General features: G+C 63.1%; 11 protein-coding genes and 2 pseudogenes. 7 read left to right on the forward strand and 6 right to left on the reverse strand.

Translation table 11 applies throughout. From position 1 onward, the window contains the following. Position 1: 1 nt before the first annotated feature. From AQ12_RS08950 to AQ12_RS08955, 3 genes and pseudogenes are all read left to right on the forward strand, one after another. Positions 2-1,069, forward strand: a complete 1,068-nt coding sequence (locus tag AQ12_RS08950) for a M4 family metallopeptidase (RefSeq protein ID WP_048439532.1) — start codon at positions 2-4, stop codon at positions 1,067-1,069. Between the two features lie 25 nt (positions 1,070-1,094). After that, positions 1,095-1,172 (forward strand): annotated as a pseudogene (locus AQ12_RS23525) (4-Cys prefix domain-containing protein); the annotation flags it as partial. A gap of 141 nt (positions 1,173-1,313) precedes the next feature. Next, the gene (locus AQ12_RS08955) at positions 1,314-4,319 is read left to right on the forward strand and encodes an AAA family ATPase (protein WP_053076634.1); all 3,006 of its coding nucleotides are present in this window, start codon (positions 1,314-1,316) and stop codon (positions 4,317-4,319) included. Here the strand turns inward: AQ12_RS08955 and AQ12_RS08960 are convergent. The 4 genes from AQ12_RS08960 to hppD form a co-directional block, all read right to left on the reverse strand. After that, positions 4,288-4,950: a class I SAM-dependent methyltransferase gene (locus tag AQ12_RS08960; protein ID WP_048439533.1), complete on the reverse strand. Its 663-nt coding sequence runs from the start codon at positions 4,948-4,950 to the stop codon at positions 4,288-4,290. The genes AQ12_RS08955 and AQ12_RS08960 overlap by 32 nt on opposite strands. 15 nt (positions 4,951-4,965) lie before the next feature. After that, positions 4,966-5,553 (reverse strand): hypothetical protein, encoded by a 588-nt coding sequence (locus AQ12_RS08965; protein WP_048439534.1) that lies wholly within the window; start codon positions 5,551-5,553, stop codon positions 4,966-4,968. Between the two features lie 138 nt (positions 5,554-5,691). Further along, on the reverse strand, positions 5,692-6,546 hold the full coding sequence (phhA, locus tag AQ12_RS08970) for a phenylalanine 4-monooxygenase (protein WP_048439535.1): 855 nt from the start codon (positions 6,544-6,546) through the stop codon (positions 5,692-5,694). Next, the gene (hppD, locus tag AQ12_RS08975) at positions 6,543-7,667 is read right to left on the reverse strand and encodes a 4-hydroxyphenylpyruvate dioxygenase (protein ID WP_048439536.1); all 1,125 of its coding nucleotides are present in this window, start codon (positions 7,665-7,667) and stop codon (positions 6,543-6,545) included. The genes phhA and hppD overlap by 4 nt, the downstream gene beginning before the upstream one ends. Positions 7,668-7,776: 109 nt before the next feature. On the opposite strand from hppD, the gene AQ12_RS08980 reads away from it, so the two are divergent. From AQ12_RS08980 to lnt, 4 genes are all read left to right on the forward strand, one after another. Then, a complete protein-coding gene (locus AQ12_RS08980) occupies positions 7,777-8,259 on the forward strand; it encodes an Lrp/AsnC family transcriptional regulator (RefSeq protein WP_048439537.1) in 483 nt (160 codons plus the stop codon). A 94-nt stretch (positions 8,260-8,353) separates the two neighbouring features. Further along, a complete protein-coding gene (locus AQ12_RS08985) occupies positions 8,354-9,013 on the forward strand; it encodes a GNAT family N-acetyltransferase (protein ID WP_048439538.1) in 660 nt (219 codons plus the stop codon). Positions 9,014-9,101: 88 nt separating this feature from the next. Then, positions 9,102-9,980, forward strand: coding sequence for an HlyC/CorC family transporter (locus AQ12_RS08990; RefSeq protein ID WP_048439539.1), 879 nt, complete (start codon positions 9,102-9,104; stop codon positions 9,978-9,980). Beyond that, complete coding sequence (lnt, locus tag AQ12_RS08995) at positions 9,935-11,527, forward strand: apolipoprotein N-acyltransferase (protein ID WP_082151491.1); 1,593 nt, start codon at positions 9,935-9,937, stop codon at positions 11,525-11,527. The genes AQ12_RS08990 and lnt overlap by 46 nt, the downstream gene beginning before the upstream one ends. Here the strand turns inward: lnt and AQ12_RS09000 are convergent. Both AQ12_RS09000 and AQ12_RS09005 read right to left on the reverse strand, forming a co-directional pair. Next, positions 11,488-13,239 (reverse strand): amidohydrolase family protein, encoded by a 1,752-nt coding sequence (locus tag AQ12_RS09000; protein ID WP_048439541.1) that lies wholly within the window; start codon positions 13,237-13,239, stop codon positions 11,488-11,490. The genes lnt and AQ12_RS09000 overlap by 40 nt on opposite strands. Then, a pseudogene (locus AQ12_RS09005) lies at positions 13,232-14,143 on the reverse strand (bile acid:sodium symporter family protein); the annotation flags it as partial. The pseudogene AQ12_RS09005 and the gene AQ12_RS09000, both read right to left, overlap by 8 nt. Between the last annotated feature and the right edge of the window lie 85 nt (positions 14,144-14,228).

Here is a 14,228-nt window from a genome sequence, read left to right on the forward strand (position 1 = left end):
GATGAACATCAGCCCCGCCAGGTACGGATGCGTCTGCTTCGCAGTGCCGCGCAAGATCCTGGCGCAGATGGCCAACGACACCGACGACGACGAGGATCGCCGGCACCTGGGCAAACACGCCGCGCAGTCGTCGATGCTTCGCGGTCATCGGGCCGTGCTGCATCAGCACAAGCCCGAAGCGCATCCGGGCCGGCAAGCGTTGCACAGGCAGGTGTTCGATGCGAATCGCAGTACCTTGTTGCCGGGAAACCTGCTGCGCGATGAGGGCGGCCCGCCCGCGCGCGACAAGGTCGCCAACCAGGCCTATGACAACGTGGGCATCGCCTTGCAGTTTTACAAGACCGTGCTCGCGCGGGCTTCGGTCGATGGCAAAGGCGAGCGGATCCAGGTATCGGTGCACTACGACGACCGGTTTCCCAATGCCATGTGGACCGGGCGCCAGGTCATCGTCGGAGATGGAGACGGCCGGCACTTCAAGGGGTTCGCCCAATCGCTCGGAATCATTGCGCACGAGTTTTCGCACGGCGTCATGCAGCACATGGTGCCTGGCGGACTGGGTGTTGTGCAGGTCACGGGAAAGCCGCCTGCACTCAAGGGTGAGGCAGGCGCGCTCAACGAGTCGTTCTGCGATGTCTTCGCAAGCATGATCAAACAGTGGCATGCCGGTCAGGATGTGGCGGCCGCCGATTGGCTGGTCGGCGAAGATATCCTCACACCAGGCAACGGCAACGCCATCCGCTCGCTCAAGGAGCCGGGCAACGACAAACTCACCTGCAAGGGCGACGACCAGGTGAGCGACTATCGGCACTACAAGGCAACGTCCGATGCGCACACGGGATCGGGCATCGCCAATCACGCCTTCTATATTGCAGCGAGCACGCTCGGCGGTAACTCGTGGGAGAAACTCGCGAGTGTGTGGTTCAAGGGATTCGACCGGCTGCGCCCACGCGCAACATTCCTGGACGCCGCACATGCCACGATAGACGTTGCCGCCACACTACATGGCAAGCAATCCGACGCACATCGGGCAGTCAAGGATGGCTGGAAGCGGGTCAACGTGCTGGCCTGAAGCGCGGCGCGCGTACCATCGGCGGATGGAATGCCAGGCCTGTCACACTGCCAATCCCGATGCGAACCGCTACTGTGAGAGCTGCGGTGTGCCGCTCACGTACAAGTGCGCCGACTGCGGATTCGATTGCAGCGTGACCAGCAGGTTTTGCGGTGGCTGCGGGATCGCACTCAAGCCGTTCTCCGCGCCGGCAATTGCGGTCCCCACATCTCTGCCCAGGCATGTGCGTGCAGACGAGCCTGCCATGACAACGGGACGTGCAGAGCTCAAACAGGCGACGGTACTTTTTGCGGACATCGTGAGCTCGACCGAGCACATCGCCCAGCTGGATCCCGAAGCCGCAATGGAGCGCATCCAGCCCGCGATCCTCACCATGTGTGAGGCGGTGGAGCGCTTTGGTGGAACGGTCATTCGCACGACAGGTGATGGCGTGATGGCCCTGTTTGGCGTGCCCAAGGCCCTTGAAGGTCACGCAACACTGGCCTGCGAAGCGGCGCTGCAGATGCAGGTTGCATTCGGTGCAAAAGACGGTTTCAACATCCGCATCGGGCTGCATTCGGGGCGCGTCGCGTCTGATCCGCATGCGGCCGACAGCTCCAGGGGCGGCGGTGCACATGGCCTCACGATCCATCTGGGCAGCCGCGTCGTTGCCGAAGCACCTCCCGGTGAGATCGCGCTGACGTTCGATTGCCACGCGCTCCTTCGCCCGGGTGCGCGGCTGCGGTCGCTCGGCTTTCCGGTCCTCAAAGGCATCCCCCAACCCATCGAACTCTTTGTGCTGGACAGCCTCAGCCCGCAATCGCGTCATCGCCAGTTCGACGAAGGCAAGCTCAGTGCGCTGCGCGGGCGGGACCGCGAGATGGCCGCGCTTGAGCAAGCGCAGGGCCGGGCCGAGCAGGGGCAGGGCAATGTGATCGGTGTCACGGGCGCGCCGGGTTCAGGCAAGAGCCGGGTCTGTTTCGAATTTGCCCGCCGTTGCCGCGAGCGGGAGATTCCCGTGTTCGAGATCCAGGCCCAGCTCTACGGCCACGCGACTCCCTTGCAACCCGCGCTCGAGCTGCTGCGTGTTTTCCTGTTCCGTATTCCGGCCGACGCCGATGCATCCGCTGCCCGCCAGATCGTCACGCACCGGCTGGTCTCGGCAGGGCTCAATGACGAAGCCGACGCCGCGCTCGTGCATGAATTTCTCGGTGTAAGCCACGCACCGGACGCCGCCCAGCTCAATCCTCGCGCCCGTCGGGCCAGACTGCTTGCGATCGTGCGCAAGCTGTTTGCCGAGATTTCCGGATCGCATGCCATCCTGGTGATCGAAGACTTGCACTGGCTCGACGAGGCCAGCGAAGAATTCGTGTCGGTCCTGATCCATGCTGTAGCCGGCACCCACCTGCTGCTCGTGTTGAACTACCGCGACTCGTACGCATCCCCCTGGCTTGACCTGACGCATTACCAGCAGTTGGCGCTGGGCGAGTTGAGCGCCAGCGACACCGCCGCACTTGTCAGCGAGCTCGTGAGCGGCAGCAGCGGGTTCACCGATCTCTATGAACTCATCGCCAGGCGCAGCGGCGGCAATCCATTTTTCGCGGAAGAGCTGGTGCAGTCGCTGGCCGAGAGCGGCGTGCTTGCCCAGGCGGGCGCATCTGGCAATGCGGCGTCCATCGACGCGGCATTGCCATCGACGGTGCAGGCTGTCATCGGCGCCCGTATCGATCGTTTGGCAGAAGCCGAAAAGTCAGTCCTCCAGACCTGCGCAATTGTCGGCAAGGAGATTCCCCTGGGCGTGCTGGAACAGGTCACGTCCATGCCGCTGGAAGTCCTGCGCGGCGTGCTTGACCGGCTGCATCACGCGCATCTCATCCAGCCTGCGGACGGGGCGCGGCACTTTTCTTTCCGTCATCCTCTCATCCAGGAGGTTGCCTACACGACCCAGTTGAAAACGCGGCGCAGCGCAATCCATGCGGCGGTGGCCGGCGCAATGGTGGGCCACTACGCGGAGCGGATCGAGGAGTTCGCTGCGCTCATTGCGTATCACTTTGCTGCGGCCGGCAACAGCACACGTGCGGCAGGCTACGAAAGCAGGGCGGCCCAGTGGCTGGGAGGCGTGGATCCTGCCCAGGCCATCAAGCACTGGCATCGCGTCCGCTCGCTGCTGGAGGGTGCCAGCTCCAGCGACGAAGCCGACCGGCTCAAAGTCATGGCCAACAGCAAGATCTGCTGGCTCGGATGGCGCGAGGGCCTGACATTCACCGAGGTCAAGCCATTCATCGACGAAGCCGTGATGCTGGCCAACCGGTTCGATCCCGCCTGGACCCAGCTACTGCTCATGGTGGAGGGGCGCATCCTGCAGGCCGGTGGTGCCTCTGCCGATCTTTATGTTGATCGGATGGAAAGGGCCATCGCCCTGCTGGACCGGGACAAGAGCCCGGGGCGCGCCGTCACCCTGCATGCAGCGCTCAGCCAGGCGTACGGCTGGGCGGGCATGCTGCAGGAAGCACTGGCGGCCAACGATGCGGCGCTGGAGCAGATTGCCCACATCGACAAGTTCGACCTCGATTTCCTGGGGTTCAGCCTGGAGCAGTGGGTGCTCGCACTTCGCGGGCGATTGCTCACCCGTCTGGGCCGGTTCGACGATGCAGGCGCATGCCTTGACCAGCTGCTGAAAATGACCGGCGCGTCCATAGATCCGGTGATCGTGCAGATGCCGCACTTTGGCTATGTGGAACTGGCCGCGCACACCGGCAATGTCCAGCTGGCCCAGGACCATCTCGCCCTTGCCACCGAGATTGCCGAGCGGAACCAGACGCCCTATCTGCGCGTGTTCTCGCTTTACGGGCAGGCACTGGTTCACACGATGCGGATGCAGTTCGACGAAGCGGCCCGGGTTCTTGGAGAGACGCTGGTGCTCGTGCGCAACTTGAAAGTCGCGATGGAGTTCGAGACAGAAATCCTGGCAAGCCTTGCCGAGAGCCACCGGCGGGCTCAGAGCACCGAGCTCGCGCTGGCCCTGAGCAAGGAAGCGGCGCGCCTGTCATCAGAGCGAGGCAACCGGCTGCCCGAATGCCGCGCGCTCATGACGTGGGCCGCAATCGTGGCCGACGAACCGCGCCTGGGCGCCGCAGGTGAGGCAGATACGTTGCGCCTGAAGGCGCAGGCGTTATTGCGCGCCACCGGATCTCGCGGTCATGAGCACGGTTTTCTGGGCGTTTCTGCGGGCGGCCGCGTCAACGCAGGCTCGTTCGCACCAGCAGCGTGAACTCCCGCATCCCGTAGTTATCGAGCAATTGCGCCTGCAGGCCCAGCTCGTTGCGGCAGTAGTTGATCCAGAACGCTGGTGAAGGCCGGTACAACTCCAGGGGCCCGTCCGGGCAGGGCGCCAGGAAATTCACCGCGAAACCCAGGCGGCTCGTACGCGCCATATCAGCCAGGGAGTGCGCCACAGCAGCTTCCCAGACCTCCTGCGAGTGGTACAGCCGTACGTTGAAAATGCCGCTGGCTACCGAGTAGTCGGCCTGCCGTGGTGCGGCAGTGCCCAACTCAAAGCAGACCGAAGGCCGCCGGTTTTTCTTGCGTGCCAGCGCAATCATCTCCGGTGCCAGGTCGATCCCCAGATAGTCGATGGCCGTGGCGCGCAAGCGCCGGTGAATGAATCCAGCCATTGCTCCGTACCCGCATCCGATGTCGTTGACCGACACGGACGCGGCAGGGGTGATGACCTTCAGGAGCTGGACGAAGCGCAACTCCTGGGTGGGCACGCACGTCCAGTCGACGCCCAGCGGCGTCGCGCCGTGGCGCAGCGCCCGGGCCGAGTAATAGTCGCGAATGCTCGAATGGACTGCGCTGGTCGCTTCCTGGGCGGAAGTCGCCTTGCGACCGGGCGCAGCCATCACGTGGTCCCCGAACTACTTCTTGCTGCCCTTGGTTGGCTTGGCCGATTTCGCGGGTTTCGCTGATTTGGCCGTCTTGCCTGCCTTGCCGGACCTGGACTTGGCTGCCTTGGCCGCTTCAGCGGCGCCTACGCGCTCGGGCTGCATCGGCACCGAGATCGTGAGGTAGTCGACTTCAAGATAGAAAACCGGGCGGCTGTTCTCCAACACCCGAACCTGGCGGTTTTCAGGTGCACCTCGCATGTCATGCGAGGTGAAGTACACCGGAAGGGGATTCTTTGCGGCCAGGTTCTTGATGAGGGCGGCCACGATAGCGACGTCGCCGTTCTGGCCCTTCTTGTTCGACTCGTAGGTGTCCAGCTTTTCCAGATAGCGGTGCCAGCGGTTCTTCACGTCGTTGTTGAACGCGCCCACGTTCAGTACGGAGACGCTGGTCTTGAACGAGCGTCCGCGCTTGAAGATCTTGAATTCCTTTTGCAAGGCAACCATTTCTTCAATGCCGCCGTAGTGCGATTCCTTGCCTTGCGACGGTGCGAATCGAACATTCAGCTCATCGAACAGGCTGCCGACATAGATGTCGTGCTCTTGCAGGAAATATCCCATGGGTGCGCTCTCCTAACTTGTTGAACTTCTTTTAGGTTTCAAACGCAACTGTTTGCAACCAAGTCTCAGTTTAAACACAACAAGCGCAACCCTGACATCGCGTTCTCCTCCACATGGAGGAGGCGCGCGGGGGATTTTTCAGTCAGCAGCGTCGGCGGCAAGCTCTGGTAGCTGGCGCACCCGTTCGTAGATCGGCGTGAAGTCTGGCGCCGTCTTGTCGAACAATTCCTGGAAGCTGTCGATGACAAAGTAGGTCTGCTGGTAGCTATCGATTTTGTAGCGCGTGCGCATGACACGCTCGACGTCCAGTGGAAGCCGGTTTGGCTCGGCGCTTTCGGTGGCGTGCCGCAGTTCACCCGGCGAACTCAGGATGCCGGCGCCGTACGCACGCAACCCGTCGGCCTGGCGAATGAGCCCGAACTCAATCGTGTACCAGTAGAGGCGGCTCAGGAGTTCGCATGAATCCAGGCCGTGCGCCTTCAAGCCGCCTTTGCCATATTCCTGCATGTGGTCTGCGAAAACCGGGTTGAACAGCAAGGGGACATGACCGAAAAGGTCGTGGAACACGTCGGGCTCGACGATGTAGTCGAACTCCTCGGGTTTCCTGATCCAGTCGGTGCACGGGAACTTGCGGTTGGCCAGCAGCGTGAAGAACGGAACCTCCGGAATCAGGCCGGGAACGGCAACGATCTCCCAGCCGGTTGCCTTGTGAAGCCGCTCGTTGATTTCGTCGAAGTGCGGAATGCGGTCCTTCGCGCCCAGCAGCGGTAGCGCGGCGATGAACTCATCGCACGCGTGGCCCGGAACCAGCGTCTCCTGGCGCTCATACAGGCGCCGGTAAGTCTCGTGATCGGCGGATGTGTAGGCCGCGTAGTTTTGCGGGCAGGTGTAGTCGAGCGCTGCACGCGAGTAGTCGCCGCGCGGCGGGCGGTCGCTTGCCCCGTAAACGACAGGGGTGGCGCCTGTCGCCTTGTCTTGAACAGCGCCTGTCATTTCTTCTCCAGCACGCCGCGGCGCATCTGGTCCAGTTCCATCGTCTCGAAAAGCGCCTTGAAGTTGCCTTCGCCAAAACCTTCATTGCCCTTGCGCTGGATGAACTCGAAGAAGATCGGGCCGAGCTGGTTCTCGCTGAAGATCTGTAGCAGGAGCTCGCCCGGCTTGCCGTCCACGAGGATATTGCGCGACTGCAATGCCCCCAGGTCTTCGCCGTGGTTCGGGATGCGCTTGGGAAGCAGTTCGTAGTAGGTGTCGCTTGTCTCCAGCAGCTTGACTCCGCTCATCTGGAGTGCATCGACGGTCTCGTACAGGTTGGTCGAGCCCATGGCGATGTGCTGGATACCCTCACCCCGATAGCGATCCAGGTACTCCTGGATCTGTCCGGCCTTCTCGTTGCCTTCCTCGTTGATCGGGATACGGATCTTGCCGCACGGGCTGGTCATCGCCTTGCTCTTGACCCCCGTTGCCTGTCCCTCGATGTCGAAGTAACGCACCTCGCGGAAATTGAACAGTCGCTCATAGAACCCCGACCAGTGGTCCATGCGGCCGCGATGCACGTTGTGGGTGAGGTGGTCGATGTAGGTCAGTCCGTGGCCCGCGGGGTTGAGTTCGGCACCCGCAAGGGCTTCGAAGTCCACGTCGAAGAAGCCGATATTGCCGATGTCGCCTTCCTTGGCGCCGTTCTTGCCACGCCAGCGGTCAATGAAATAGATGATCGAATCGCCGATGCCTTTGATCGCCGGGATATTCAGCTCGCCCGGGCCCGCTTGCCCGGCGTAGCCCCACGCCCCCAGGCCGATGGCGCGCTCGTAGGCGGCCTTGGCATCTTTTACCCTGAACGCGATGGCGCAAACACTGGGGCCATGCAGGCGTGCAAAGCGCTGCGCAAACGAATCGGGTTCGGCGTTGATGATGAAGTTGATGCCGCCCTGGCGATAGAGCGTCACCGCCTTGTGGCGGTGTTTGGCGATCGGCTTGAAGCCCATGCGTTCGAAGAGTTCGGCCATCGCTTTGGGGTCGGGGGCGGCGTATTCGATGAACTCGAAACCGTCGGTTCCCATGGGGTTGTCCCAAGTGGTTGGTTGCGGGGTGGCGACGGCGTGCAGTGCCTTGTTCATGGGCTGTTCCTGGGGATAGGTAATGTTGACCGAACTGTAATCTCCCACCCCTTGAGTTTTTAGGCGTCTATCTGCGGAAGTGCGGGGTAATGCGCAGTAATATTGCGTGATGAATGAAGATCAAGCACTCGACAAGCTGGACAAGGCGATCCTGCGCCGACTTCAGGCCAATGGCCGCGAAACGTATGACCTGATTGGCGAACGGGTCGGTCTGTCGGCCAGCGCCGTGTTGCGTCGGGTCAAGCGACTGGAAGACGCTGGCGTGATCGATCGCTACGTTGCCTTGGTCAAGCCCGAAACCGTTGGGCTCGGCCTGACGGCGTACCTGAATGTCCGCCTCGAAAAGCACTCCGGCACCAGCAAACGCAACCCGATGGATCTGTTTCGCGCCAGCGTCCAGACCTGGCCGGAGGTTGTCGAGTGCGCATCCCTCACCGGGGAGATGGACTATCTGCTGCGTGTGGTGGTCCAGGACATGGCGCACTACAGTCGCTTCATCATGGACACCTTGCTCCAGCATCCCTCGGTCCAGGACTGCAAAACGAGCTTCGTGCTGGACCGGGTGAAGGCCACGACGGCGGTTCCCGTGTAGGACGATGGCTTGACTCAGCCATTTGCGGACCTTTTCCTCACTCGCGCAGACCTTTTTGGCTTGTCTCCCTAGTAAAAACCCTTAGATTGGAGCCATGACTGATACCCAACTGGTCAGCAGGTCGACGCCGGTGGTCATCCCCATCCGGTCGTTAGGACCCAGCCACCGTGACCGAATCGCCGCCCACCTGGTGGCGCTCGACGAACACGACCGCTACCTGCGTTTCGGCTATGCCGCGAGTGACGAGCAAATCCAGCGCTACGCGCAGGGGCTCGACTTTGACCGCGACGATATCTTTGGTGTTTACAACCGCAAGCTCGAACTCATCGCGGTGGCCCACCTCGCTTTCTCCAACGACCCCAAGCACGTCTCCTGCGCGGAGTTCGGCGTGTCGGTGTTGAAGAAGGCACGCGGACGCGGACTGGGCGCCCGCCTGTTCGAGCGTGCCGTCATGCACGCCCGCAACGAAGGGGTGGACATGCTCTTCATCCATGCGCTCAGCGAAAACACGGCCATGATCAAGATTGCCCGCAATTCGGGCGCCACGCTGGAGCGCGCCGGCTCCGAGACCGATGCTTACCTCAGGCTTCCACCGGCAACGCTGGACAGCCGGATGAGCGAGATGGTCGAAGAGCAGATCGCCCTGACCGATTACCGCCTCAAGGTGCAGGCCAAGAATTTCTGGGACTTTCTGGCCGGCGTGCAGGAAGTGCGCCGCGGCGTGCAGCACGGCCGGCACAAGTCCGGCGGCTGAGTTCGCCCCCGGCGAACCCCCGTCCGGCCGCGTCATTTCAGCTATCCTATCGATCCCCCCACTACCGCACGTCCTGCACCCCAAGGCTGTGTCCGACCCGCACCCCGCGCGACATTCCGTCGAAAAGGAAGACAAGCGCACGTTCCTGCAGAAAATCCAGGAGTTCATCCATCCCGGACCTGACTCCCGGGCCGAGCTGATCGAGACGCTGGCCGACGCAGAAGACAACGACATCATCGGCGCCGAGTCGCGTGTGATGCTCGAAGGCGTGATTCGCATGGCGGACCTCACCGCCGGCGATGTGATGGTTGCAGCACCCCGAATGGACATGCTCAACATCGATGCGGAGCATGACGACCTGCTGGGGGTCGTGATCGACACCGCACACTCGCGCTTCCCGGTCTTTGAACGCGACCGCGAAAACATCATCGGCATCCTGATGGCCAAGGACCTGCTCAAGCTGCAGCGGGCGCCTGAACTGAACATTCGGGCGTTGCTGCGCCCAGCGGTCTTCATACCCGAGAGCAAGGGGCTTAACGACCTGCTGCGCGAATTTCGCGGCAATCGCAACCACCTGGCGATCGTCGTCGATGAGTTTGGCCGCATCGCAGGGTTGATCACCATCGAGGACGTGCTCGAACAGATCGTCGGCGAGATCGAAGACGAGTTCGACATCGAGGACGACGAGGGCGACATCTTCGGCCTGGCCGACCGCACCTACCGGGTGAGCGGCGACACGTCGATCGCACGCGTGTCCGAAGCATTTGGCGTTGCGGTCGTGCCCACCGATGCCGAACAGGACTTCGACACGATAGGCGGCCTGATCGCGCACGAGATGGGGCACGTTCCCAAGCGCGGTGAGCATCACGTGCTCGGGGGCCTGAACTTTGTCGTGCTGCACACCAAGGGCGGCGCGGTCCGATGGTTCAAGGTCTCGCCGGTTTCTATCGAAAACGGCGCGGGTTAAGCGCGTTGCGCGCGCTACCTGCATTCGCAATTGCGATCGGCGCAGGTCTTGCGCACGCGATCTCCATCGCTGCGCCCTGGAGCGGCCAGCCCCTGTGGTGGCTGCAGCTGCTGTCGCTCGCTGCATTCGCCTGGCTCTGTTTCAACGCACCTTCGTGGAAGCGCGCCGCGCTGCTCGGCTGGGCCTTCGGTACGGCGTGGCTGACCTGCGTCCACTGGTGGCTCTTCATTTCCCTGCATGTGTACGGAGGCCTCGCGTCGCCGCTGGCTGTGATCGCCGTGGTGGGCCTGGCCGCGTTTCTCTCGTCGTACTACGCGCTCGCGGGTGCGATTTCGGCTGCCTTCGCGGGAGCCCGGCGATGGCTCAACGCGCTGCTGTTCGCAGCCGCATGGATGCTGGCAGAGTTCATGCGCGTCAAATTTTTCACCGGCTTTCCGTGGGGCGCCGGCGGTTATGCGCACGTCGACGGGCCGCTGGCGTTTCTGGCGCCCTACGTCGGCGTGCACGGCATCGGTCTTGTCGCCGCGCTGTTGGCTGCGCTCATCGCCACGCTGGCAGCTCGTGACGCCGTGAAATCGTGGAGGTCCTGGGCGGCCGTTGCAGGCGCAACAGGCCTGATCGCCGCCGGCAATGTGGTTGCATCGTCCAGGGTCGAGCCCGCAGACGGCCCACGTCTGTCGGTCGCGCTGCTGCAAGGCAACATTCCCCAGGACGAAAAATTCCAGGGCGGAACCGGTATCCCGACGGCCCTGGCCTGGTACGGGCGGCAACTGGTGGACAGCACGGCGAGCCTGGTCGTCGCACCGGAAACTGCGATCCCGCTGCTGCGCAGGCAGCTGCCCGATGGCTACTTCGAGGCCGTCTTCAACCGGTTCGCGCAGGGCCAGCAGGCTGCTCTTGTCGGCATTCCACTGGGGGGCTTCAGCGAGGGCTACACCAACTCGGTGATGGGTTTCAAGCCGGGCGCGCAGCCCTACCGTTACGACAAGCACCACCTCGTGCCGTTCGGTGAATTCATTCCGCCGCTGTTCAAGTGGTTCACCCAGATGATGAATATTCCGTTGGGTGACTTCAACCGCGGATCGCTCACGCAGCCCAATTTCGAGTGGCAGGGCCAGCGCATCGCACCCAACATCTGCTACGAAGATCTTTTCGGCGAAGAGCTCGGCGAGCGGTTTTCCGACCCCGCAACTGCACCCACCCTGTTCGTGAACGTCAGCAACATCGGCTGGTTCGGCAACACGGTGGCCATCGACCAGCACCTGCACATCAGCCGCATGCGATCACTCGAATTCGACCGTGCCATGATCCGGGCGACCAATACCGGCGCGACGGTGATCATTGATCCGCGCGGGCGCGTCACGCATTCGCTCGAGCGGCACACCCGGGGCGTGCTGCTCGGCGAAGCAGAAGGCCGCACGTCGATCACGCCGTACGCCGCGTGGGTCTCGCAATGGGGCCTGTGGCCGTTGTATGCGTTGGGGCTGATCGTGATCGCAATAGCTTTTCAGCTGCGCATCCGCACCAGCCGCCCGGGTCGTGACTGAGTGATCTCACCTTCGCGTGTCACGGCGACCCCGTTGACCCAGGTGCCCACGTAGCCCTGGGCTTTCTGCAGGAAACGACGCCCGCCCGCTGGCAGGTCCCGAACCAGTTGGGGCGTGCCGATATGGAGCCGCTGCGGATCGATCACATTGATGTCGGCGCGCAGGCCGGGCGCCAGCACGCCGCGATCGACCAGCCGCAGGTAGCGCGCGTTTCTGGCCGAGAGCATTTCAACCGCACGGCCCAAGGCGAGCTTGTCTTTCTCGCGGCCCTGCACCCAGTGGGTGAGCATGAAGGTCGAGAAGCTCGCGTCGCACACCGTTCCCACATGCGCTCCCGCATCGCTCAGGCCCAGTAGCGCGCGCGGATGATCCAGCATGGCGCGCAGCGGATTGAGCGTGCCGTCGTTGTAGTTGAAGATCGGGAAGTACACGAGGTTGCCGCCGTCGTCCGCGCTGAACCAGTCGTAAAGCGCCTCCAGCGCCGACACGCCGCGCTGTTTCGCGCGCACCAGAAAGCTCTGCATCACGCCCGGCTCGTAGTCGAGCTTTTCATCGAGCGGAAACATGCGTCCCGAAATCATTTCGATGCGCGCGAGCAGCAGATCGACCAGCGGCGGAATCGGCGTGCCGTCACCGGCCAGGCGATCGGACTTCTCCCCAAGGATTCGTGCCTTGCGAGCTGGTTCCCGCAGGGCGGCAGCGCGTTGCGCGAGCGGCAGCGTCGCCACTTCCTTGTAGCCCGGAAACCCCATGAACGGATGAAAGCTCGCATCGAGTCCATTGATGACGCCGATACCGCGCGCTGCCGTCTGCAGGTAGAGCGGCAGGCCTTGTTCCACGGCTGCTTCGACACGCCGCTGGATCGCCTTGTACTGCTCGCCTCCCGGGTCGCGTTGCAGCCAGGTCATGGACACCGGACGCCCCGAGGCGCGCGCCAGGTCTTCGACCAGGTCGAATTCCGCATCGAAGCGATCGGCGCCTCGCAGCAGGTCGAAGTCGCTCACGACCTGAACGACGCCGTGAGTGAGCCCTTCGAAGGCGCGTGCCAACCCGGTCAATTCCGCTGCACTGGCTTCAGCCCCCGGTGTCTCCTTGCCCTCGGCGGTGCGGTGGTTGTCGCTGCGGCCGGTGCTGAATCCCGCAGCGCCTGCGCGCAGGGCCTCGTGCAGCAGTGCGCGCATCTGTGCGATGTCGCTGGCCGTCGCCGCCTCGTTGGCAAGCGCCCGCTCGCGCATCACGTACATGCGAAGCGGATCGTGCGGAACCTGTACCAGGTAGTCGAGGCTGCGCGGCTGGGCCTCCAGCGCATCCATGTACTGCGGAAAACTTTCCCAGTTCCAGCGGATGCCTTCGTGCAAGGCGGCGCCCGGAATGTCCTCGACGCCTTCCATGAGCTTGATCAGGTCGTCTTCGCGGCCTGGTCGCACGGGAGCGAATCCCACGCCGCAATTGCCCATGACCAGCGTGGTCACGCCGTGGTGGATGCTGGGGCTGAAGGTCGGGTCCCAGGTCGCCTGGCCGTCGTAGTGCGTGTGGATATCCACGAAGCCGGGCATGACCCATGCGCCCTGCGCATCCACCTCTTCGCGTGCCGCCTCGGTGATCTTGCCGATTTGCGTGATCTTGCCTTCCTTCACGCCGACATCGGCGGTGAACGGCTCGCCGCCATTGCCATCGACGACTGTGCCTGCGCGAATTACCAGGTCAAGCATGCTGCGGCTCCGTATGAATCATCCGTTTGTCCTTGGCGCGCCAGTAGTACGCGCATGAAAGCCCGCTGACGATGTGCCAGATGCCCCACAGCCCGGCAATGATCACCATGCCGGTATCGGAGTTGAACTGCACGGCAATGATGCCCAGCGCCAGGCCGGAATTCTGCATGCCGCCTTCGATCATCACGGCGCGGCGGTCTCGCTCGCTCACATGCATGGCGACCGATGTGACCCAACCGGCAAACAGGCCGAACGCGTTGTGCAGCACCACGATCAGCAGCATCGGCAAGAGGCCCATCGTCAGCAGTTGCTGCTGGCGGACCAGCCCGAACACAATGAAAGCAAACAGGGCCACCAGCGAGAAGTTCGCGAGCGGCTTTTGAATTCGCGCAGTCAGCGCGGGCAGCCGATGCGCGAACGCGAGGCCCAGCGCCATCGGAATGGCCAGCAGCACGAGCAGGCTGACCCAGATACCCGAAGCGTCGATCTCCAGTGTCCGAAGCCAGGACGCGGTGGCCGGGTTCGCCGCCACCATCCAGGCGAAGTTGAACGGCGTCAGCACGAGCGCCAGGATCGCGGCCACCGCCGACACACTCATCGACAGGGCCGTGTTGCCGCGGCCGAAATGCGTGATCACATTGGACAGGCTTCCACCGGGACACGCTGCCACCAGGATCATGGCGGCCTCTACATTGGGCGGCAGGTCCAGCACCATGGTCGCGGCCCAGGTCCCCACGGGTAGCAGGATGAACTGCGGGATCAGACCGCAGATGACCGCGCGCGGCGATTTCGCGACCCTCCGGAAATCATCGACCCTCAGTTCCAGCGCCACCGAGAAAACCATCGTGAGCAGCACGAGGCTCAAGACCAGTTGTGTTGTTGACATGTCCCTTTGCTCCTGCCTGCGAGGGTAAACCGGCTGAAGGCCCGTAAAATCAAGGGTTTTCGCGTGTCATACGCGAATTCCATCGCGCTCCCCGGCCGGGCCC

The organism is Caenimonas sp. SL110, from assembly GCF_001044395.1.
Classification (GTDB): domain Bacteria; phylum Pseudomonadota; class Gammaproteobacteria; order Burkholderiales; family Burkholderiaceae_C; genus Ramlibacter.

Excerpts from the sequence above, each read along its gene's own strand:
- phhA (WP_048439535.1), bottom strand. The coding sequence starts at position 6,546 with ATGACAGGCGCTGTTCAAGACAAGGCGACAGGCGCCACCCCTGTCGTT.
- AQ12_RS09000 (WP_048439541.1), bottom strand. The coding sequence starts at position 13,239 with ATGCTTGACCTGGTAATTCGCGCAGGCACAGTCGTCGATGGCAATGGC.
- AQ12_RS08960 (WP_048439533.1), bottom strand. The coding sequence starts at position 4,950 with ATGGCTGCGCCCGGTCGCAAGGCGACTTCCGCCCAGGAAGCGACCAGC.
- AQ12_RS08965 (WP_048439534.1), bottom strand. The coding sequence starts at position 5,553 with ATGGGATATTTCCTGCAAGAGCACGACATCTATGTCGGCAGCCTGTTC.
- AQ12_RS08980 (WP_048439537.1), top strand. The coding sequence starts at position 7,777 with ATGAATGAAGATCAAGCACTCGACAAGCTGGACAAGGCGATCCTGCGC.
- AQ12_RS08955 (WP_053076634.1), top strand. The coding sequence starts at position 1,314 with ATGACAACGGGACGTGCAGAGCTCAAACAGGCGACGGTACTTTTTGCG.
- hppD (WP_048439536.1), bottom strand. The coding sequence starts at position 7,667 with ATGAACAAGGCACTGCACGCCGTCGCCACCCCGCAACCAACCACTTGG.
- AQ12_RS08950 (WP_048439532.1), top strand. The coding sequence starts at position 2 with ATGAACATCAGCCCCGCCAGGTACGGATGCGTCTGCTTCGCAGTGCCG.
- lnt (WP_082151491.1), top strand. The coding sequence starts at position 9,935 with ATGGTTCAAGGTCTCGCCGGTTTCTATCGAAAACGGCGCGGGTTAAGC.
- AQ12_RS08985 (WP_048439538.1), top strand. The coding sequence starts at position 8,354 with ATGACTGATACCCAACTGGTCAGCAGGTCGACGCCGGTGGTCATCCCC.